14 protein-coding genes and 3 pseudogenes are annotated in these 18862 nt (G+C 68.9%); 8 read left to right on the top strand and 9 right to left on the bottom strand.

What is annotated here, in order from left to right:
* Window positions 1-395: 395 nt before the first annotated feature.
* Window positions 396-1868 carry an MFS transporter gene (locus ACWDSL_RS42665; protein ID WP_450493743.1) on the bottom strand — a complete coding sequence of 491 codons (1473 nt, stop codon included), beginning with the start codon at window positions 1866-1868 and terminating at the stop codon, window positions 396-398.
* A gap of 124 nt (window positions 1869-1992) precedes the next feature.
* On the opposite strand from ACWDSL_RS42665, the gene ACWDSL_RS42670 reads away from it, so the two are divergent.
* Together ACWDSL_RS42670 and ACWDSL_RS42675 are read left to right on the top strand one after the other, a co-directional pair.
* Entirely contained in the window at window positions 1993-4212 is a 2220-nt protein-coding gene (locus ACWDSL_RS42670) for a glycoside hydrolase family 3 C-terminal domain-containing protein (RefSeq protein ID WP_450493744.1), read from the top strand.
* The gene (locus ACWDSL_RS42675) at window positions 4209-5408 is read left to right on the top strand and encodes a glycoside hydrolase family 1 protein (protein ID WP_450493746.1); all 1200 of its coding nucleotides are present in this window, start codon (window positions 4209-4211) and stop codon (window positions 5406-5408) included. Before ACWDSL_RS42670 ends, ACWDSL_RS42675 begins: the two co-directional genes overlap by 4 nt.
* Window positions 5409-6087: 679 nt before the next feature.
* Here the strand turns inward: ACWDSL_RS42675 and ACWDSL_RS42680 are convergent.
* Window positions 6088-6996 (bottom strand): LysR family transcriptional regulator, encoded by a 909-nt coding sequence (locus tag ACWDSL_RS42680; RefSeq protein WP_450493747.1) that lies wholly within the window; start codon window positions 6994-6996, stop codon window positions 6088-6090.
* Between the two features lie 132 nt (window positions 6997-7128).
* On the opposite strand from ACWDSL_RS42680, the gene ACWDSL_RS42685 reads away from it, so the two are divergent.
* The 4 genes from ACWDSL_RS42685 (at window position 7129) to ACWDSL_RS42700 (ending at window position 12010) form a co-directional block, all read left to right on the top strand.
* A complete protein-coding gene (locus tag ACWDSL_RS42685) occupies window positions 7129-8247 on the top strand; it encodes a PrpF domain-containing protein (protein WP_450493749.1) in 1119 nt (372 codons plus the stop codon).
* Window positions 8244-9680, top strand: coding sequence for a C4-dicarboxylate transporter DctA (gene dctA / locus ACWDSL_RS42690; RefSeq protein ID WP_450493751.1), 1437 nt, complete (start codon window positions 8244-8246; stop codon window positions 9678-9680). The genes ACWDSL_RS42685 and dctA overlap by 4 nt, the downstream gene beginning before the upstream one ends.
* 71 nt (window positions 9681-9751) lie before the next feature.
* A complete protein-coding gene (gene tcuA / locus ACWDSL_RS42695; protein WP_450493752.1) occupies window positions 9752-11236 on the top strand; it encodes an FAD-dependent tricarballylate dehydrogenase TcuA in 1485 nt (494 codons plus the stop codon).
* Between the two features lie 471 nt (window positions 11237-11707).
* On the top strand, window positions 11708-12010 hold the full coding sequence (locus ACWDSL_RS42700) for a hypothetical protein (protein ID WP_450493754.1): 303 nt from the start codon (window positions 11708-11710) through the stop codon (window positions 12008-12010).
* A gap of 194 nt (window positions 12011-12204) precedes the next feature.
* Here ACWDSL_RS42700 and ACWDSL_RS42705 read toward each other — a convergent pair whose 3' ends face one another.
* On the bottom strand, window positions 12205-12429 hold the full coding sequence (locus tag ACWDSL_RS42705; RefSeq protein WP_450493755.1) for a hypothetical protein: 225 nt from the start codon (window positions 12427-12429) through the stop codon (window positions 12205-12207).
* 1449 nt (window positions 12430-13878) lie between these two features.
* Window positions 13879-14109: a DUF2630 family protein gene (locus ACWDSL_RS42710; protein WP_450493765.1), complete on the bottom strand. Its 231-nt coding sequence runs from the start codon at window positions 14107-14109 to the stop codon at window positions 13879-13881.
* Window positions 14110-14783: 674 nt separating this feature from the next.
* Here ACWDSL_RS42710 and ACWDSL_RS42715 point away from each other — a divergent pair.
* Window positions 14784-15470 (top strand): hypothetical protein, encoded by a 687-nt coding sequence (locus tag ACWDSL_RS42715; protein WP_450493757.1) that lies wholly within the window; start codon window positions 14784-14786, stop codon window positions 15468-15470.
* A gap of 36 nt (window positions 15471-15506) precedes the next feature.
* On the opposite strand, the gene ACWDSL_RS42720 is transcribed toward ACWDSL_RS42715, so the two are convergent.
* From ACWDSL_RS42720 to ACWDSL_RS42735, 4 genes and pseudogenes are all read right to left on the bottom strand, one after another.
* The gene (locus ACWDSL_RS42720) at window positions 15507-16277 is read right to left on the bottom strand and encodes a pirin family protein (protein WP_450493759.1); all 771 of its coding nucleotides are present in this window, start codon (window positions 16275-16277) and stop codon (window positions 15507-15509) included.
* 37 nt (window positions 16278-16314) lie between these two features.
* A complete protein-coding gene (locus tag ACWDSL_RS42725) occupies window positions 16315-16509 on the bottom strand; it encodes a hypothetical protein (RefSeq protein ID WP_450493761.1) in 195 nt (64 codons plus the stop codon).
* 164 nt (window positions 16510-16673) lie between these two features.
* On the bottom strand, window positions 16674-17456 hold the full coding sequence (locus ACWDSL_RS42730) for an MBL fold metallo-hydrolase (protein WP_450493763.1): 783 nt from the start codon (window positions 17454-17456) through the stop codon (window positions 16674-16676).
* Window positions 17457-17758: 302 nt separating this feature from the next.
* Window positions 17759-18310: pseudogene (locus ACWDSL_RS42735) on the bottom strand (MFS transporter); the annotation flags it as partial.
* A 242-nt stretch (window positions 18311-18552) separates the two neighbouring features.
* On the opposite strand from ACWDSL_RS42735, the pseudogene ACWDSL_RS42740 reads away from it, so the two are divergent.
* Window positions 18553-18717, top strand: a pseudogene (locus tag ACWDSL_RS42740) (integrase); the annotation flags it as partial.
* Between the two features lie 31 nt (window positions 18718-18748).
* Here ACWDSL_RS42740 and ACWDSL_RS42745 read toward each other — a convergent pair.
* Window positions 18749-18862: pseudogene (locus tag ACWDSL_RS42745) on the bottom strand (integrase core domain-containing protein); the annotation flags it as partial.

Here is an 18862-nt window from a genome sequence, read left to right on the forward strand (position 1 = left end):
GCGGCCCCTCCCACCTGGCGGTCGACCGCGCGCCCGATTTTTTCGCGCGGGTGCTGGGGGCCTTACCTCCCCGCCCCGAGACGCGCCCCGCCGACCAGGCCGCGGGGACCCTTCTCGTGCATGCGGCCGTCGGCGAAACGACGGCCGACTCGGGGCGAGGCGGCCCGGGGCGGGTTTGCACACTGGACGGTCCACTCTGTCCCCGAGGCCGGCCCCACGTCGCGAGGCGCGCGGTCCTGCGGCGACCGCACCCCCTGGAACGATGCGGTCGCCGTGCCGGCAGGCTCCGCCGAGGAAGCGCCATGGACGACCGTCATGACATGGCGCCGCGGCCGACTCCGACGTTGGGGGGAGTCGGCCGCGTGGCTTCGCGGGGAAGAGTGGCTCCGGAGGACTCAGGCCGCTGAGGCCGCCTGGCCGACCTCCGCCTCGTCAAGGTTCTTGGCCTTGGGGATCAGCGCCACGAGCAGGGTGCCGACCGCGATCACGCCGGCGAAAAGCAGGAACCCCTTGGTGAAGCTGTCGTCGACGTAGAAAGCGGTGCCCTTCATGACGTGGCTGTTCTGTGCGACGGCGACGAACGCCACCTGAGTCAGCACACCTTGCAGAACGCCTGACATCATGTTCTGCACACCGTTGCCCATCGCCTGCTCCTCCGGCTTGACCGACTCGATGACCATGATCGGGATCAGGGCCACGACCATGCCCATGCCGACACCGCTGATCACGCCGAGCGACATGAGCTGGGCGACGCTGTAGTGGTACTGGGAGATGAGCGCGATTCCCACTGCCGTCAGCGCGCCGCCGATCGCGAGCAGTATGCGCGAGTCGATGCGCCGCACGAGGGCACCGGTCGCCACGGAGACCGCGATGAGGAGCACGCTGTTGGGCGCGCTGACCCAGGCGTTTTTGGTGGCTGTCCAGCCCAGGCCGTCGGACAGGCCCGGGATGTTCGGCATCAGGACGAGCAGGTTCAGTACCGTGCCGTTGGCGTAGACGGCTCCCATGATCATGCCGGTGACCAGGAACGTCGACCAGATCCGCCGGCGCCCGAGCAGCGTGATGGGGAACATCGGATGGGCGACCTTGCGCTCCACCAGGACGAAGACGACCACCGTCAGCAGGCCGCCGCCGATGAAGCCCACGGTGTTGCCGCTGGTCCAGCCCCAGCCCTCGCCCTTGCCGACGCCATAGACAATGGACGTCAGGCCGCCGCCCAGCAGGATGCCGCCGACCCAGTCGATCGGGGCGCGCGGCTCGCGCACCTGGCTCTCGGGCACCACGAACAGCAGCGCCAGCAGGCTGATCCCGGTGGCGATCACCATGAACCACAGGACGCCCTGGTAGCCGAAGTCGTCGAGGATCCAGCCGGACAGGAACGGTCCGCCCAGCGCCAGCACACCCATACCGCCGCCGAGGAAACCGCTGGCAGGACCCACCAGCTTGGGCGGGAACACGTCACGGGTCAGCGCGTAGACGAGCGCGAGCGACGGGCCGTAGAAGCCCGCGACGGCACGGCCGACGAGCAGGGTCTCGAAGTTCGTCGAGAAGGCGGCGATCAGGTCACCGGTCAGACCGAGCGCGGTGATGATGACCAGCACCCGCTTCTTGCCGAAGATCCCGGCGGACTTGACGATGAACGGCGTCGAGAAGACGCCGACCAGCAGGCCGATCTGGCTGAACCAGGCGATCTGGGTGGTGTGGTAGTGGATGGCGATCTCGGCCTGGGCGTTCGAACCCATCAGGCCGATCAGGCCGTTCAGCTGGGACGCCCACAGCAGTGCGATAAGGATCAGTGCGAACCTCGCGCTGAAGCCGGCCTTGCCGGACTCCTCTTCCTTGTGTGGTGACTCGACGTTGAGTGTCATGCGGCACCCCGGGCCTTTCGTACGAGTGGAGCCCTTGTGCTCCCAGCGCGCAGGCTAGCCCTGAATTTTTTTAAATGATAGATTTTCAACGCCGAAACATTTCTGTGACCTTTAGGTGGCGCACATGCAGCAGTTCGATCCTGCCGCTCTCTCCCTCGAGGACAAGGTGGCCCTGCTCTCGGGAGGGGACTTCTGGTCCACTCAGCCGCTCGCCGGGGCGGGACTCGACGCGATGGTGCTGACGGACGGCCCGCACGGCATTCGCCGCCAGAAGCAGGGCGCCGACAATGTGGGCTTCCATGCGAGCGAGCCGGCCACCTGCTTCCCGCCCGCGGTCGCCGTCGGATCGAGCTGGGACGCCGAGCTGGCCGCACGTGTGGGAGCGGCCATCGGCCGGGAGGCTCGCGCGCTGGGTGTCGGAGTCGTCCTGGGACCGGGCGTGAACATCAAGCGGTCCCCGTTGTGCGGGCGCAACTTCGAGTACTACTCCGAGGACCCGCTGCTCTCCGGCGTGCTGGGTACCGCGTTCGTGCACGGCCTGCGGGGTCAGGGCGTGGGGGCGACCGTCAAGCACTTCGCTGCCAACAACCAGGAGACCGACCGGATGCGCGTCAGCGCCGACGTCGACGAGCGCACCCTGCGCGAGATCTACCTGGCGGCCTTCGAACACATCGTCACCGAGGCGCGCCCGGCCGCCGTCATGGCCGCCTACAACCGGCTCAACGGAGTCCCGGCCACCGAGAACAGATGGCTGCTGACCGACATCCTGCGCACGGAGTGGGGTTTCGAGGGCGCGGTGGTCTCGGACTGGGGCGCCGTCGGGGACCGGGTCGCCGCGCTCGCCGCCGGCCTCGACCTGCAGATGCCCGGTCCGGACGCCGCGAACGACGCGGCGATCGAGCGGGCGGTGCGTCAGGGTGTCCTGGAGGAGTCCGTCGTCGACGCGAGCGCGCGCAGGGTCGTCGCGCTCACCGAACTGGCTTCCCCGTCCCTGGTCGGCGAGGGGGTTCCTCTCGAACACCACGCTCTCGCAAGGGAATTGGCCGCCGACTGCGTCGTCCTGCTGAAGAACGACAAGTACACGCTGCCGCTCGCGGACCGGGTACGGCTCGCCGTCATCGGCGAGTTCGCCGCCCGCCCGCAGTTCCAGGGCGGCGGCAGTTCCCAGATCAACGCCACCCGCGTCGACACCCCGCTGGAGGCGATCCAGGCCCTCGGCCACCCGGTGACGTACGCGCCCGGGTTCACGACCGACGGCGCGGGCGACGCCCAGGCGCTGCGCGAGGAAGCCGTACGGGCTTCCTGCGAGGCCGAGGTCGCGGTGGTCTTCGTCGGCCTGCGCGGGGACACCGAGGGCAGCGACCGCGAGCGCCTCGACCTGCCCGCCGACCAGGTGGAACTGGTGCGCGCGGTGGCGGCCGTGGCTCCGCGCACGGTGGTCGTGCTCTCCTCCGGCGGCGTGGTGTCCCTGGAGGGCTGGCATGACGAGGCCGACGCGATCGTGGCGGGCTGGCTGCTCGGCCAGGCCTCCGGCGGTGCCCTCGCCGACGTGCTGTCCGGTGCCGTCAACCCCTCGGGCCGGATGGCCGAGAGCATCCCGCTGCGCCTGGAGGACAGCCCCAGCTACCTCACCTTCCCCGGCGAGGCGGGCCACGCCCGCTACGGCGAGGGCGTGATGGTCGGCTACCGCCATTACGAGACCGTCGGCCGTGCCGTCCGCTATCCCTTCGGCCACGGCCTGAGCTACACCACCTTCGAGACGGGTGAGCTGTCGGTCGACGTCACCGGCGACGACAGCGCCGTCGTCCGGCTGCGGGTGACCAACACCGGTGAGCGGGCCGGCAAGCACGTCGTCCAGGTCTACGTCGCCACCACCGCCGGCCGGGTGCGCCGCCCGGTGCGCGAACTGCGGGCGTTCACCAAGGTCGCCCTGGACCCCGGGGAGTCCCGTACCGTCGAGCTCCCGCTGGGGCGCCGCGCCTTCGCCCACTATGACATCGAAGGCGGCCGCTGGACGGTTGCCCCGGGCGCGTACACCGTCCAGATCGGCGAGAGCGCCGCGCACGTCGTCGCCGAGCAGACCGTCACCGTTGCCGGTGACGCCGACGCCATTGTCCTGTCCCTCGACTCCGCCATCGGTGACTGGTTCGCCCACCCGGTCGTCGGCCCCTTGCTCACGGAGGCCGTCATGGCGGGGGCGACGGCGGAGCAGCGGGCGCAGGCCGAGGCCGACAGCGACCTCGCGTTCATGGTCGCCTCCATCCCGGCCCGTCAGTACCTGCACTTCCCCGGCGTCCCCGTGACCGCCGACGACCTGGCCGCGATCCTGAAGGCGACCCGATGACCCGTATGCCCGCCCTCCGCCCCGACTTCCTGTGGGGTGCCTCCACCTCACCGCACCAGATCGAGGGCAACAACACCAACAGCGACTGGTGGCGGATGGAGCACCAGGGCCGGGATTTCCTGGAGCCGAGCGGCGACGCCCTGGACAGCTATCACCGCTACGGCGAGGACATGCGGCTGCTGGCCGGCGCAGGACTGAACGCCTACCGCTTCGGCATCGAGTGGGCTCGCATCGAACCCGAGCCCGGGGAGTTCTCCCGGGCCGAACTCGCCCACTACCGGCGCATGATCGACACCGCGCGCGGCCTCGGCCTCGAACCGGTCGTCACCCTGCACCACTTCTCCAGCCCCCGCTGGTTCGCCGACGAGGGCGGCTGGACGGGCCCGAAGGCCGTCGACCGGTTCTCCCGGTACGTGGAGCAGGCCTGCACGATCCTCCAGGACGTCAACTGGGTCTGTACCATCAACGAGCCGAATATCCTGAACCTGATGACCCGTATGGCGCAACTCGCGGCCGACGGAGTGGAGATCAACCTGGGCGCGGACGTCCGGATGCCGAGCCCCGACCCCGGGATCGGCGAGATCCTCGTACGGGCCCATCGGGCCGCGGTGGGCGTCGTCCGCGAACACACCTCGGCCAAGGTCGGCTGGACGGTGGCGCAGCAGGCGCTGGTCCCCGTTCCCGGCAGCGAGGAGCTGCACGCCGAACTGCGGTGGCTGTGGGAGGACCTCTACCACCACGGGGCCCGCGGGGACGACTTCCTGGGCGTGCAGTCGTACACCAGTCAACTCGTGGACAGGGACTGGATCGTGCCCGCGCCCGAGAGCTCCGACAACACCCTGACCGGCTGGGCGTACCGGCCCGACGCCCTCGGTATCGCGCTGCGGCACGCCTGGGAGGCCACCGAGGGGGCGATCCCGCTGCTCGTCACGGAGAACGGCATCGCCACCGCGGACGACGCGCGCCGCATCGCCTACACCACGGAGGCTCTGCGCCACCTCCACGACGCCGTCGTAGACGGCGTCGACGTGCGCGGGTACCTGCACTGGTCGGCGCTGGACAATTTCGAATGGGGCCACTGGGCACCGACGTTCGGGCTGATCACCGTCGACCGGGAGACGTTCGAGCGCACCCCCAAGCCCAGCCTGGCCTGGCTCGGCGGTGTCGCCCGCAAGGGCGGTGCGCTGGACGTGTGACGGCCCGTAGCGCTTCAGGCTGGCTTCACCGGTTGTGAGCTGGGAATTTCCTATGGTCAGCTGGCTCGGTGGTGAGGTTGTGGACTCAGTTGCCGGTACTGAGTCCGGCCGGTTGGGGTGGCGAGACGGGCTGCCATTCGAGAGCCTCGAAGGCGTCGGCGGACGCGTATCCGCTGTCGGCGAGCCACAGTCGGATCTCAGCAGGGTGCTTTGCGGCCTGGTGATTGTGCCGGTCTTCTTCACCATCGGAACCAGGGCCGTCCTGCCCGAGGGATTGTCGTGCGCTTGATGGCCGGCAGGAACTGACGGTCGAAGCACTGCTCCAGGAACACGCGACCGAGGCCCCAGGGCTCGCCTCGATGGGCCTGGGTATCCGCCTGACACCGCTCGATCCCGCTCGTCCGGTCCCGGGCCTCCTCGAGGACCTGCTCTCCGGGATCCACGCCTGCTGGTTGATTTGAGACGAATCAGCCGAGGCTCCTGAGCTGGATGCCTCCGACGATCTGGACGAGGGCTGGTCGGACGACACGAGGGCACCACAGGCCGCACCCACTTCGCCGACTCAAGGTCGATCACCCCCGACGCCCAGGAAAGACATGCACACGCCGTCGGTAAATCGAGGGACGGAGTCGCGCAGGTCCACATCTGCGGATGTTGGATTGGTGCTGCTTTGTCTATGTCATGACGCCCCGCCGACTGCGGCGCTGTTGCGCAGGAAGCCCGCGAAGGCTTGGGCGGCGGGGGTGAGGGCGTGGTCGCTCATGCGCACGAGGAGGATGCGACGCACCGGGGCGGGGGGCTGCAGGGGCAGGACGCTGACGCCGCCACGGATGCCTTCCAGGGCCAGGGTTGGGGCGAGGGCGACGCCGATCCCGGCGGCGACCATGGCCTGGGCCTCCTGGTAGTCGTGGGCTTCGTAGGCGATCTGTGGCTCGAATCCGGAGGCGTGGCAGCTGCGGGCGAGGGCCTCGGCCACCGGGTGGTGGTCGGCGCGGGTGATCCAGGGGTCGTTCGCGAAGTCGGCGAGGGCGGCCGAAGGGCGGCCGGCGAGGGGGTGGTCCTTGCTGACGAGGAGGGCCGGGGGGTCGTCGACGAGGGTGGTGACGGCGATGTCCTCGCGGTCGATGCGGTTCCAGTCGTAGTCCCACATAAGGGACATTTCGATTTCCCGGTTCTCCAGCATCGCCCACAGGCCCGCGATGCGGGCGCTGCGCACCGTGAGTCGTACATCGGGGTGTGCCTCCCGGAAGGCGATCACGGCCCGGGGCAGGAGGGAGGCGCCGACGGTGGGGAAGGTTCCGATGCGGAGGGTGCCCGCGCGTAGCCCCGCGAAATCGGCGAGCTCGTTCTCCGCGGCCGTCAGCTCGCGCTCGATCCGCTCCCCGCGCTCGGCCAGGGCGCGTCCCGCGTCGGTGAGTGTGACACCCCTCGCATGGCGCTCGAGCAGGGGCTGCCCAGCCTCTGCCTCCAGGCGGCTGACCTGCTGGGACACCGCTGACGGTGTGTAGTTCAGAGCCCGCGCGGTCGCGGTGACCGAGCCTCGCCGGGCGACCTCGGTGAAGAGCAGGATGCGTCGGACGTCGAGCACCGCGCCACCTCCAGCGTTAACTTCAGCTTAATACCCATGCAGATTTCCGAGATTGTACTTCATTCTCTCCGCGCCCACTGTGGATCACACCACGCACGGAAGTGCCGTCGGGGTTTCCACGAGGAGTCTGTTGTGTTGCGTCTGCAGGGCGAGATGATCCGCGGAGGAACCAGCAAGTGCTGGATCTTCGACCACCACGACGTGGTGGCGACCGGCGTGGACGCCGACGCCCTGCTGCTCGCCGCCTACAACGCCGCCGACCCCCGCCAGATCGACGGCGTCGGCGGCGCCTCTTCCACCACCTCCAAGGCCGCGATCGTCCGGACGTCGGCCGAGCCGGGCATCGACGTCGAGTACGCCTTCGCTCAGGTCGGTATCGGTGACGAGCGCGTGGAGTGGACCAGCAACTGCGGCAACTGCGCCACCGCCGTCGCCCTGTACGCCGTCCACCACGGCCTGGTGCCGATCACGTCGGACTCCACCACGGTGCGGATGCTCAACGTCAACACCAGGGCCCGGCTCACCGGCGCCATCCCCACCCCGGGCGGCACGGCCCCTGAGGAGGGCGAGGCCGCGGTGCCGGGCACCGCCGCACTCGGTGTGCCGGTCCTGCTCGGCTTCGAGGACCCGGCCGGTACGACCACCGGTCGGGCCCTGCCGACCGGCCGGGCCCTGGACACCCTGACCGGGCCCACCGGTCCGGTCGAGGCGTCCCTGGTCGACGCCGGTGCCCCGGCCGCGTTGTTCGAGGCCAAGGCGTTCGGCCTCGACGGCACCGAGTCCCTCGCCGAGTTCGCCGCGGCGGTGCCCGCGCTCACGGCGCTGCGCCGTCAGGCCGCCCTGGCCATGGGTCTGGCCGAGGAGAGTGACCCCGTCAGCCACGCGGTGCCGAAGGTCGGCGTCGTCGCACGACCTGTTGCGTACCGCACCACCGATGGCACCCTGGTCGGACAGGACGAGTACGACCTGGCCGTGCGCATGGTCTCCATGCACGCACCCCACCCGGCGATCGGTCTCACCTCGGCCGTCGCCCTGGCCACCGCAGCCGCCATCCCCGGCACCCTCGCCCACCGCGTCGCCCGGCAGACCGCCGACGGCACGCTGCGCCTGGGCACCCCGGCAGGTGTCATCACCGCCCAAGCCGTCCCCGCTCCGGACGGCGCGTCCCCCACGGTGCTGCTCCACCGAGCCGCCCGCCGCATCGCCCGAGCCGAACTTCTCGTTCCCGTCCTGGAAGGACGCCCCGCATGAGCCGCAACGACGCCGCCCCGGGTACCGTCACCGCTCCACCGCGCCGCCGCATCCGCCGACTGCTGTCCCTGCTCTACGTCCAGTGTCTGATCGGCGTCCTCGCGGGGGCCGCCGCCGGCTGGCTGTGGCCGTCCTTCGGAGCCGAGCTCAAACCCCTGGGCGACGGCTTCATAGCCCTGGTCCGCATGATGATCGCGCCGGTCATCTTCTGCACCGTCGTCCACGGCATCGCCTCCATGGGCAACGCACGCGCCGTCGGCCGGGTCAGCCTCAAGGCACTGATCTACTTCGAGGTGCTGACCACCGTCGCCATGGTGATCGGCCTGGTCGTCGTCAACGTCGTCCAGCCCGGCAGCGGACTGCACGTCGACCCCTCCACCCTCTCCACCAAGGGACTGCCGCCGGAGGCGACCGACAGCCACGAGAGCTTCGCCGCGTTCGTCCTCGCCATGATCCCGGACACCCTGATCAGCGCGCTGACCGGTCACGAGATCCTGCCGGTGCTGGTGGTCTCGGTGCTGTTCGGCTTCGGCCTGAGCGCCGCCGGCCAGTCGGGGCATGGGCTCACCCAAGGCATCGAGAAGCTGTCCAAGGTCCTGTTCACGCTCATCCGCTGGATCATGCGACTGGCCCCGATCGGCGCCTTCGGCTCCATGGCCTTCACCATCGGCAACTACGGCCTGGACACCCTGCGCCACCTCTTCCTGCTGGTCGGCTCCTTCTGGCTCACCGCACTCTTCTTCGTCCTGGTCGTCCTGGGCACGGTCATGCGCATCAACGGCCTGCGCCTGCTGCCCTTCCTCCGCTACATCAAGGAGGAGTTGCTGATCGTCCTGGGTACCTCGTCGAGCGAGCCGGTGCTGCCGCGCATGATGGCCAAGCTGGAGCACGCGGGCGCCTCCAAGCCCGTCGTCGGCATCACGCTGCCCGCCGGGTACTCCTTCAACCTCGACGGCACCGCCATCTACCTGACCATGGGCTCGGTCTTCCTCGCCCAAGCCCTCGGCATCGACCTCAGCCTCACCCAGCAGCTGTCGATGCTCGCCGTCATGCTGCTCACCTCCAAGGGCGCCGCCGGCGTCACCGGCTCCGGCTTCGTCGCCCTGGCCGCCACCCTCAGCGCCGTCCCCCACGTCCCTGTCGCCGCCCTGGCGCTCATCTTCGGCATCGACCGCTTCATGTCCGAGGCCCGCGCCCTGACCAGCGTGGTCGGCAACGGCGTCGCCACCCTGGCGGTGGCCAAATGGGAGGGACAGCTCGACGAAGAGCGCGCCAAAGCCGTCCTCCGTGGCGAGATCCCGTACTGCGCTGCTCCCGGGGCCGACGACACCCCCGAGCCGCAGACCGCCTCCGGACCCGGCATGAAGCCCGTGGAGGCGGATTCGGCGGTAGCGGCCGGAACGGACCGTGACCCCGTGGCCGCCGTCGGCTGAGACCCGGACGCGCCGGTCCGGAGGACGTCCTCCGGACCGGCCCCTACTCATGATCAGGAGCACTCGCACCCATGGCAGCACCCTGGGACGTCATCGTGGTCGGCGGCGGAAACGCCGGCCTCTGCGCCGCGCAGTCCGCCCGACAGGAAGGAGCCCGGGTCCTCGTACTGGAAAAGGCCCCACGGCAGTGGGCCGGTGGCAACTCCTACTTCACCGCGGGCGCCATGCGCACCAGCCATGGAGGTCTCGCCGACCTCAAGGCCCTGGTGGATCCGGACGCACAGGGCCGATTCCCCTTCACCGACCTCGCCCCCTACACCGACGACGACTTCCTCGACGACATGGTCAGGGTGACGCGCGGGCGCACCGACGCCGACCTCGCCCGGGTTCTGGTCGGCGAGTCCCGCGCAACCATGGACTGGCTGCGCGATCTGGGCCTGCGGTTCGAGCTGATGTACCACCGGCAGGCGTACGAGGCGGACGGCCGTCAGCGCTTCTGGGGCGGGCTGGCGGTCGGCGTGGCCGGCGGCGGCAAAGGGATGATCGAGCAGCATCTGGCGGCCGCCGAACGCACAGGCGTGCAGATGCGTTTCGACAGCCCTGTCGCCCGCCTGGTAACGGCATCCGACGGCACCGTCCAGGGAGTGGTGCTCGCCTGCGGAGACGTGCTGGAATCCCGCGCCGTGGTCCTCACCACCGGCGGCTTCGAGGCCGACCCGCAGATGCGCGCCGCCCACCTCGGCCCCGGCTGGGACCTGGCCCTGGTCCGCGGCACCCCTCACAACACGGGCGACGGCATCCGTATGGCCCTCGACGCCGGTGCCCAGCCGCACGGCCACTGGAGCGGCTGCCACGCCGTCGCCTGGGACGCCGGGGCACGGCCCACCGGCGACCGCGAGCAAACCAACCAACTCACCCGTGGCGGCTACCCCTTCGGTATCGTCGTCAACACCGACGGCCGCCGCTTCATCGACGAGGGGGCGGACTTCCGCAACTACACCTACGCCAAGTACGGCGCCGAAATCCTCCGACAGCCCACAGGCACCGCCGTCCAGATCTTCGACGCCAACGCCGCACCGCTGCTGCGCCCCGAGGAGTACGCCTCGAAGGACGTCACCAGAGTCACTTCCGACACGGTGCGCGGGCTGGCTCGGGAACTCGGCATCGACGAGGACCGACTCGCCTCGACGATCCAGGAGTTCAACGCCGCCATCATCGACGGTCCGTTCGACCCGACGGTCAAGGACGGCAGCCGTACCGAGGGCATCGAGCCGCCCAAGTCCAACTGGGCCCGGCCCCTCGACACACCTCCCTACACCGCCTACCCGGTCACCTGCGGCATCACCTTCACCTTCGGCGGCCTGCGCATCGACCCCGACGCACACGTCCTCGGCACCCGCGGACGGCCCGTCCCAGGACTGCACGCGGCGGGAGAACTCGTCGGCGGACTCTTCTACTTCAACTATCCGGGTGGCTCCGGGCTGACCGCCGGGTCGGTGTTCGGCCGAAGGGCCGGCCGCTCCGCGGCGGCCGCCGCGGCAGGTCGGGCCAGGTGAGTCCGATCGGCCCGAGCCGGAAGGCCCCGCCGACAGCCTGGCCGGGGGCGGTCATTATGGCGGTGGAACGACCGGCACAGTAGTGCGCGCGTGACGGTCTGGCCGTCGGGCAGCGGGGTGTCGTCGGCGGCATAGCGCAGGGGGAGTGTTTTGCGGCCGGTTCCTGACGCAGGCCCCCTGCGCGGGCATCGCCGCCAGGTGACCTAAAGGCCGCGTACAGGACGAGGGAATCACCACGCGGCCCATGTGCCCTGCAGGATGGTCCGTCTGGCGTTGACGGCATTGCTACTTGAAGTCCCGTACGCCTCCGAGCCGAGCCAGTGCAACACCCCACCCGACCGGTCAGGCCGCCGGGCGTGAGATACGGGTAGCGCACGCCGCGCCGATCAGCCAGGACGCCCTCGGCGCCGGCCCCGCGGGGTGAGCACGGCTGCCGGATGCCGGTCCTCGGCGGGTTCGGGGTCGAGCAGGATGGCGATGTCGTCCTCGCCGCGCTGGCGGAAGACCTTTGGCGCGGCCAGGACGCAGCTCCTGGTGTCGCAGCACAGGCCGCAGAAGACGGTGGTGCCGAGCCGGCGGCATCGGCCTGTCGACCAAGAAGTCCTCGGTCAGGTAGGGCAGGAGCAAGCCGGGCCGGCCACCGACAGCGGAAGCCTTGAAGGACTGCGGCCGGCGCGGGAGAATCCCCGCCGCGGCATGAGCCTGGTGCCACTGCCCTTGTTGTTTCGCGACCGGGACAGCGAATACACCGGATCCTTCGACGCGGTCTCGTAGCCGAAGACATCGAAACCCTGAAGTCCACGTCCACGTCTGGTCAGGGAGTACAGGTATGCGGCCTGATCTGCCGCGTCCCGGGTTTCTGAACGGCACAGGACATGCGTGTGCGAGACACTTTCGAGTGAGAACCAGGAGGGGCAGGGCGCGGGCGGAAGTCGCCCGGACATCTCGTGTTTCGCGGTTCTGGGTGGTCATGTTCCGGCGGCGGCCCAGGCGGTGAGGACGGCGTGGATTTCTTGGGGTGTTGCCTGGTGAGGGCGTGGGCCGCGAAAACGGTGGGCGATGATGACGCGGCGGAGTTTGGCGGTCATGTCCTCGAAGGAGGGCTGGGTCTTTGTGGTGTACGAGCGGGCCCGGGACCGGTGTTCGGCGGCAGCGGTGGGCTGGTGGCCGGCGAGTGTGTACCGGAGGATCACCACGGTCAGGGTGAACAGGCCGAAGGGTACGGTACGTTCGACCGCCGGCCGGGTGCGGTTGCGGGCCTCGCCGACACCGGGAGTCTGGCGGGCGTCGAAGAAGGCCGTCTCGATTCTCCCATCGGGACGCGTAGCGTTCTACGATCTCCTCGGTCGGGCTGGTCAGGTCGGTGGTGACCAGGGCGGCGCCGTAGCCGTGGTCCAGCCCGGTGCCGGGCCCGCAGCGCTCGTCCCGGACCAGGACGACCCGGATCGGCCGGGTGTGGAAGGAGCCGTACCACAGGCGGATACGTTCGGCGAGGAAGACCGGGGACGTACGTCCGTAGCGGCGGACCTTGATGCGCCGCCACTCCACCAGCCGGGCGAGTTCCGCCGCAGTGCCCGGCCGGGCCCCTTTGGTGCGCGGGCTTCCCTTCTTCCCGGTCCGCGGTGGTGGCAGTTCGTGCAGCACCGAGGTGACCTTCAGCCGGCTGGTCCAGGAGACGGACGTCGTCAGGCCGCGGAGGTGTTCGCCGACGTAAGCGGCATCCCCGACCGTGTGCACGGTGCGGTCGGGGAAGTGGGCCGCGATCCGTTCGGCCATTTCGCGGGCCAAGGCGATCTTCCCGGTGTGCCGGGGACGCCACAGCCGGGCCAGCACCGGCAGGCACACCGGCCTGGCCAGGAACGGCAGGGTCACCACGATCCCGGCGACCACCCAGCAGTTGCCGAAGCCGGCCGGGCGCGGGCCGGGACGCGTAGCGTTCCACGATCTGTTCGGCCGGTGTGGTGAGGGCGGTGGTGACCAGGGCGGCACCGTAGCCGCGGTCCCGGCTCGTGCCGGGCCCGCAGTTGCTGTCCCGGACCAGGACAACTCTGACGGGCTGAGTATGGAAGGAGCCGTACCGCAGGCAGGTCCGTTCGGCCAGGAAAACGGTGTCGATGCGTCCGTAGCGGTGGACCTTGGTTCGGTGCCGGTCCAGCAGCTGGGAGAGATCGGTGGGTGTCCCCAGGCGTGGGCCCCGGGTGCTTCTTGCCCGTGCGTGGGGGTGGGAGTTCGTGCAGTACGGAGGTGGCCTTCAGGCGGCTGGTCCGGGTGATCTGCGGGTGGAGGCGGCGCCGACAGCCAGCAAAACGGATAAGGACGGCGGTATCCAGCCCACTGGAAGCATCGACGGATCACTCTCAACTGGGTGAAACAGACACCGCCGATGCTTCTGCCTTCCCGTCATATCCCCTGAGCAGTACGGTCTCGCGTCACCCGATCGAGCGCATCAACGCACACCCGTTCACCGACCCGGTGATCCCAAAAGTGCGAAATACGAGGGGGCATCCGCCGTTGCGCACACAGCATCCACGGCCGGCCGATTACTCGTGAGGAGCACGCGCGGAGGGCGCCCCCTCCACAGGGTGATCGCCCTCCGCTCCGCGTCGCCCAGTCGCTGCCTGCACCGGTGCGCCGGCCGTCGGTCAGGAGAGGTAGTCCTCCACCTCCGAGGCCGACCGTACTCCCGCCTCTTCCGGGTCCTGACCTGCGGCGACCCGAGCCCGCCGCTGCCGCAGCAGATCCCAGCACTGGTCGAGTTCGGCCTCCAGCCGGGCCAGGCGCGCGTGTTCGGTCGACTGGTCGATGCTGTCCTGCGCCAAGCGGTCACGCAGGTCCTTCTCCTGGCTGATCATTTCCGTTATGCGGCCGAGGATCTGCTTTTCGGCCTCGGCTTCGGATCCCGTCGTGGCTCTCTCCCTGGACGGCGTGGCCGTTCCCGGCGACCTCGCAGCCTACCGGTCCCGCCACGGAGACTCTCGGGCGCTGAACCGCGGCGCCGCATCTTCAGACTACTGTGACCACGTCCATCAACACGGCGCCGGATCAGTCGGTCCAGGCGTTGAACGGCATGTTCAAGCCCTCCGCCCCGGTGAGGTGGACGATGATCGAGCCCCCTGTACCGGCTCGGGCCCCGGTGTCTCGGTTAGCCGGCCCTCTTCGCCGCCGTGCCCGTCTCCCGCTGGCCGCCCGGTTCGTGCCGGTCGCGCTCGACGGATCGACTCGCGAACGGCCGGCCCGGCCCCGCCGCAAACCTCGCCGCAGGGCCACGGCCGCCGACATCTCGGCCCCCTTTCCCGCCCGGCTTTCGTGCCGAAACCGGTCGCTCCCCGCTTACCGGAACTTTCCCACGAAAGCATTTGCCACGCCCCCGGCGCGCACCAAAGTCGCGCTGGACTACTGACCAGCCGTTCCCGGAAACCAGGAGCCGTCCTGCGCGGCCACGATTCGAATCGATGCCTACGCCACGCAGCGCAACACACTCCTGAAACTCTCGCTGCATGCAAGAATTGATGCTTGATGGACAAAGGGACGGCAGATTGACTCAACCATGACCGAATCCTGCCCGGAACAGCCGCCAGGTCCGGGCCCGAATGAACCACTGCGGCTCAGTGCCGCCGGCGCGGCCGCATCAGCCTGGATCACTGTGTTGACCACCGAGCACTACAACATGCAGACGCAACGCGCCGCCACGATCAGCGAAGCCAACGGACGGGCCAGCATTTTCCTCGGCGCCCTGTCGGCGGGCCTCATTGCTCTCGGGTTCTACGGTCGCGCCGGGCACGGTGCAGGGACGACCACCTTTTACATTCTGGTGCTGTCGTCGCTGGCGTTCTTGGGTGTGGTCACCTTCGTTCGCTGCCTGGAGATCTCTATTGACGACTGGCAGTTCAATATCCGTATCACCAGACTTCGCGCCATGTACGCGGAACTGGTTCCCGAACTGGCCGACCTGCTCGTCGCTGTGGCCGGTCACGAGCAGGCCGTGGCCATGTTGACGCCGCGCCGACAGCCGTTTCAGCGGATGCTCAGCGTTGCGGGCAGTATTGGTGTGATCACGAGTGTCGTCATCGGTGCCGACGTTGGCGTTCTGGCCTACGGACTGCATGCCCCGCTCGCCACAGCTCTTCCTGTGGGAGTAGCGGCCGGACTCGTTGTGCTCGTCGCGAGCATCCGCTTTCAAAGCTCGCGCTGGAAAGTGGCTTCTGCCACCGACCCTTCTCACGGCAGCATTTAGAGCACACCCGATGCAAAGATGAGTCCGAGTTGACTTTTACCAGCCTTCGGCAGTGGCGTGCATTTCCCAGACGAGGATTTCGGCGGGTTCGTCGGCGGTGATCCGCTGGCCTCCGGTTGCGGTGAAGCGCACGGAATCCCCGGCTTCGATTTTTCCGGATGCCTCCAGCGTGACGGTACCGCGGGGAACGAAGAGGTGAAGGAACGGCGCCTCGGGAAGGAGCACCGAGTCGCCCGGGTTCAGTCGTGCCGCGTGCAGTCCGGCGTACTTGTTCTTGATGCGGATCGCCGATGCGTCGGCATGCCGGTCCATTCCCGAGGCCACGGTGACGAGGCCGCCGTGCAACAGTGCATCGTCGATCTCCAACTGTTCGTAGCCGGGAGTGATGCCCTCCTCGTCGGGCACGACCCACATCTGCACGAAGTGCACGGGGTCGGTGTGGGGGCTGGCGCCCTTGAGTCGCCAGGAGTCGTTCTTCTCTGAATGCAGGATGCCCGTCCCGGCGCTCATGCGCTGGGCGAGTCCGGGGTAGATCAGCCCGGTGTGACCGGTGGAGTCCTGGTGGACCAGTGATCCCTGCAGCACCCACGTGACGATCTCCATGTCCTGGTGTGGATGCGTTTCGAAGCCGGTGCCGGCGGTGACGATGTCGTCGTTGTTGACCAGCAGCAGTCCATGGTGGGTGTTCTGAGGGTCGTAGTGGTGCGAGAAGGAGAAGGAGTGCTTGGAATCAAGCCAGGAGAGCTGTGTTTTGTACCGTTCCTGGCTGCGGCGGATGTCCACCGTCGGTTGCAGAGCAGCGGTCATCGCATGAGTCCTTTCCGCCCCCGGCGTGCCGCCGCGCTCACGGCCGTCCCCGGGCGCCGGGCGGAACTGTCACCGCCGGCACAGCGTCGGGGGGTCCTCGGTCGGCGACGTGCAGTTGTGTGCAGTGCTGGTTGGCGATCTCGGCGCAGATGTCGGCCGCCTGCTCGCAGAGGGGGTTGCCGAAGTCCGCGGCGGTCAATGCCATGATCATCTTGTAGCGGAGGTCATCCATGTCCGCCTCCGGAAGTTCGGGGGGTCGGCAGCCTCCAGGCTAGGCGCAGCCGCGTGCCGCCGCCATCCGTACGTGTTCTCGACGGCCTTGCGGCGATCAGCAGTCGCGCCACTCGGTGGGGGAGAGCAGCGGAGCCACAGCTGTCTCTGTTTCCGACGTTCGGCTCAGGCGGGGGGCGCGCCGAAGAGGTACTGGTTGCCGATGTCGATCAGGACCGTGCCGCCCCAGGCAGGGTAGCGAGCCACGATCGCCTGCTTGTACGCCTCGCCGTCGTCGCCGAGCAGCTCGCCCGCGTCCGCGAGATAGCGGCGCATCTCGTCGAAAACCTCGGGCCCGGCGGGCAGGCCGTGCCCGCAAAACACGGTGTCGTACGCGGGCTGGGCGGCCAGGTCGTCCACTGCCTTGGCCCAGCCGGTGATGTCGTTGTTGCCCAAGAAGAGGTGCATGGCGTGGTAGACGAGGTCCTGCGCGACCAGGACGCCCTGCTCAGGCAGCTTGATCACCAGCTGGTCGGCGGCCTCGCCACCGTGGTGGGCCTCGAAGACGAACGGGATGCCGTCAATGACCTCGGTGCCCGGGACGATCTCGGCGGTGGGAGTGATGTCCACGGACGGGATGACGGCGCCGGTGGGGTCCTGGCCGTCGGCCTGGGCGGCGATCTGGTCGCGCACCGCGGCGAGTGCGTGCACGGGTGCGCCGAAGCGGGCGGCACCGTTGAAGTGGTCGGGGTGGGCGTGGGAGACGATGAGCCGGTCCAGCGGCTTGCTCAGCCCCTTCACGTAGGGCACCACCTCGTCCGCATACGCCAGGGAGTACTGGGCGTCGACGGCGATCACCCTCGCCGGGCTCTCGATGAGCTGAGTGGTGACGTTCAGGCTGTCGTCGGGAGCCATGTAGCTGTGAATGCGCACCGCTCCCTTGTCGATGACCGTGACCGTGCCGTCCATGAGGGTTCTCCCGCTGGTCGAGGGGCGGGTGGCTTTTGATCCGCCTCATCTTCCAGCTTACGAAGGCGTTGTCCGTGTCGAACGGATCGCCGTCGACGTGGCCACCGGTCACGTGGTGCAGATTCCCAAGATCGAGTCAGCGATGGCCAGCCACGTGAACAGCGACCTCGACTCCTTCAACCGATGCGTCGCGGCCGTGATCCCACGCTCTCGTCGCGGCTAGCCGCCGCATTGGTGTGCTGGAACTGGCGGGCGCCTCCGGCGTCGGGCTCGGGCCGGCCGTATCGCTGCTCGGCGGCCTCGTCGGCACCGGGCTTCTCTGGGCCTCCTTCGGTCCGCTCCTGGAGGTGCTTGGCAGCTGCCTTGCAGCCGGACAGGACAGCCAAGACGATCAGAGCGCCGACGGCCATGATGATGCCACCGATGAGGCTGGTGTGCGCCACGCCGTGGGTGAAGGACTCGTGCACCGCGTCCACCAGGGCCTGGGTCTGCTGGGGCATGGCGCCGGGGGTCTTGGCGACCTGCTCGGCGACCGCGAGGCCCGCGCCCACCGACTCCTTGACGGTGTCGAGGGCGTCGTGCGGGAGCTGACTGCCCACCAGGTCGGCCAGCTTGTCCTTGTAGGCGGTGCCGAGCAGCGAGCCCAGGATGGCGATGCCCAGGGAGCCGCCCAGTTCCAGTGAGGTGTCGTTGGCGCCACCGCCGACGCCCAGTTCGGACTCGGGGAAGGAGTCCATGATGGTGTCGGTGGCCGCGGAGACGCTCAGGCCGATCGCGAAGCCGAGCAGCAGCAGCGACGGCAGGAAGTCGGTGTAGGTCGAGCCCTTGTCGATCTGGGTGAGCAGGAACACTGCGGGTGCCGATAAATCATCCGCGCAGCTCAGGCGGCGTGCTGGTACTGGTGGAGCGTTCCGCCGAGCCGGTCTCGTCTGTGGACTTCCAGGTGGGTGAGTTGGGCTTGTTGGGTGATGGGTGTGGGGAGTGGGCGGCATGGGGCGGCGTTTTGTGCTCTGTGCGGGCGGTGTTCAAGGCACGCCCATGCTTACCGTAGTCTCCGAGCCTGCCTCCGACGACGACCGTCGGGCGACCGGTTCATAGGGAGGTGCTGGACCGGACCCTGATCTGGAACCAGAGCCACCGCCTCCATGCCCTGCGCGAGTACGAATCCTTCTAGAATGAACACCGCCCACACAGAGCCCTGGAGCAGGCAGCCCCATGCCGCCCACTCCCCACGTCCATCACCCAACAAGCCCAACTCGCCCTGCCCTTGCCGGAATTCTCATCCGTGCAGGTCACGCTGCATGTCGGTATTCGTGGAGGATGCCGCCGAGGCGATCGTGTCGACGTATCTTGAGGTGGGCTAACGTGTCCGGATCGTCGATCGGCGGGGGCAATGGGTGCAGCGG

The sequence above is a fragment of the Streptomyces sp. NPDC000941 genome, assembly GCF_053599555.1.

Bases quoted from the DNA above. Each gene is read 5' to 3' on its own strand.
- ACWDSL_RS42665 (WP_450493743.1), bottom strand. From the start codon at position 1,868: ATGACACTCAACGTCGAGTCACCACACAAGGAAGAGGAGTCCGGCAAG.
- tcuA (WP_450493752.1), top strand. From the start codon at position 9,752: ATGGCAGCACCCTGGGACGTCATCGTGGTCGGCGGCGGAAACGCCGGC.
- ACWDSL_RS42725 (WP_450493761.1), bottom strand. From the start codon at position 16,509: ATGGATGACCTCCGCTACAAGATGATCATGGCATTGACCGCCGCGGAC.
- ACWDSL_RS42675 (WP_450493746.1), top strand. From the start codon at position 4,209: ATGACCCGTATGCCCGCCCTCCGCCCCGACTTCCTGTGGGGTGCCTCC.
- ACWDSL_RS42670 (WP_450493744.1), top strand. From the start codon at position 1,993: ATGCAGCAGTTCGATCCTGCCGCTCTCTCCCTCGAGGACAAGGTGGCC.
- ACWDSL_RS42715 (WP_450493757.1), top strand. From the start codon at position 14,784: ATGACCGAATCCTGCCCGGAACAGCCGCCAGGTCCGGGCCCGAATGAA.
- dctA (WP_450493751.1), top strand. From the start codon at position 8,244: ATGAGCCGCAACGACGCCGCCCCGGGTACCGTCACCGCTCCACCGCGC.
- ACWDSL_RS42700 (WP_450493754.1), top strand. From the start codon at position 11,708: ATGGCGATGTCGTCCTCGCCGCGCTGGCGGAAGACCTTTGGCGCGGCC.
- ACWDSL_RS42730 (WP_450493763.1), bottom strand. From the start codon at position 17,456: ATGGACGGCACGGTCACGGTCATCGACAAGGGAGCGGTGCGCATTCAC.
- ACWDSL_RS42720 (WP_450493759.1), bottom strand. From the start codon at position 16,277: ATGACCGCTGCTCTGCAACCGACGGTGGACATCCGCCGCAGCCAGGAA.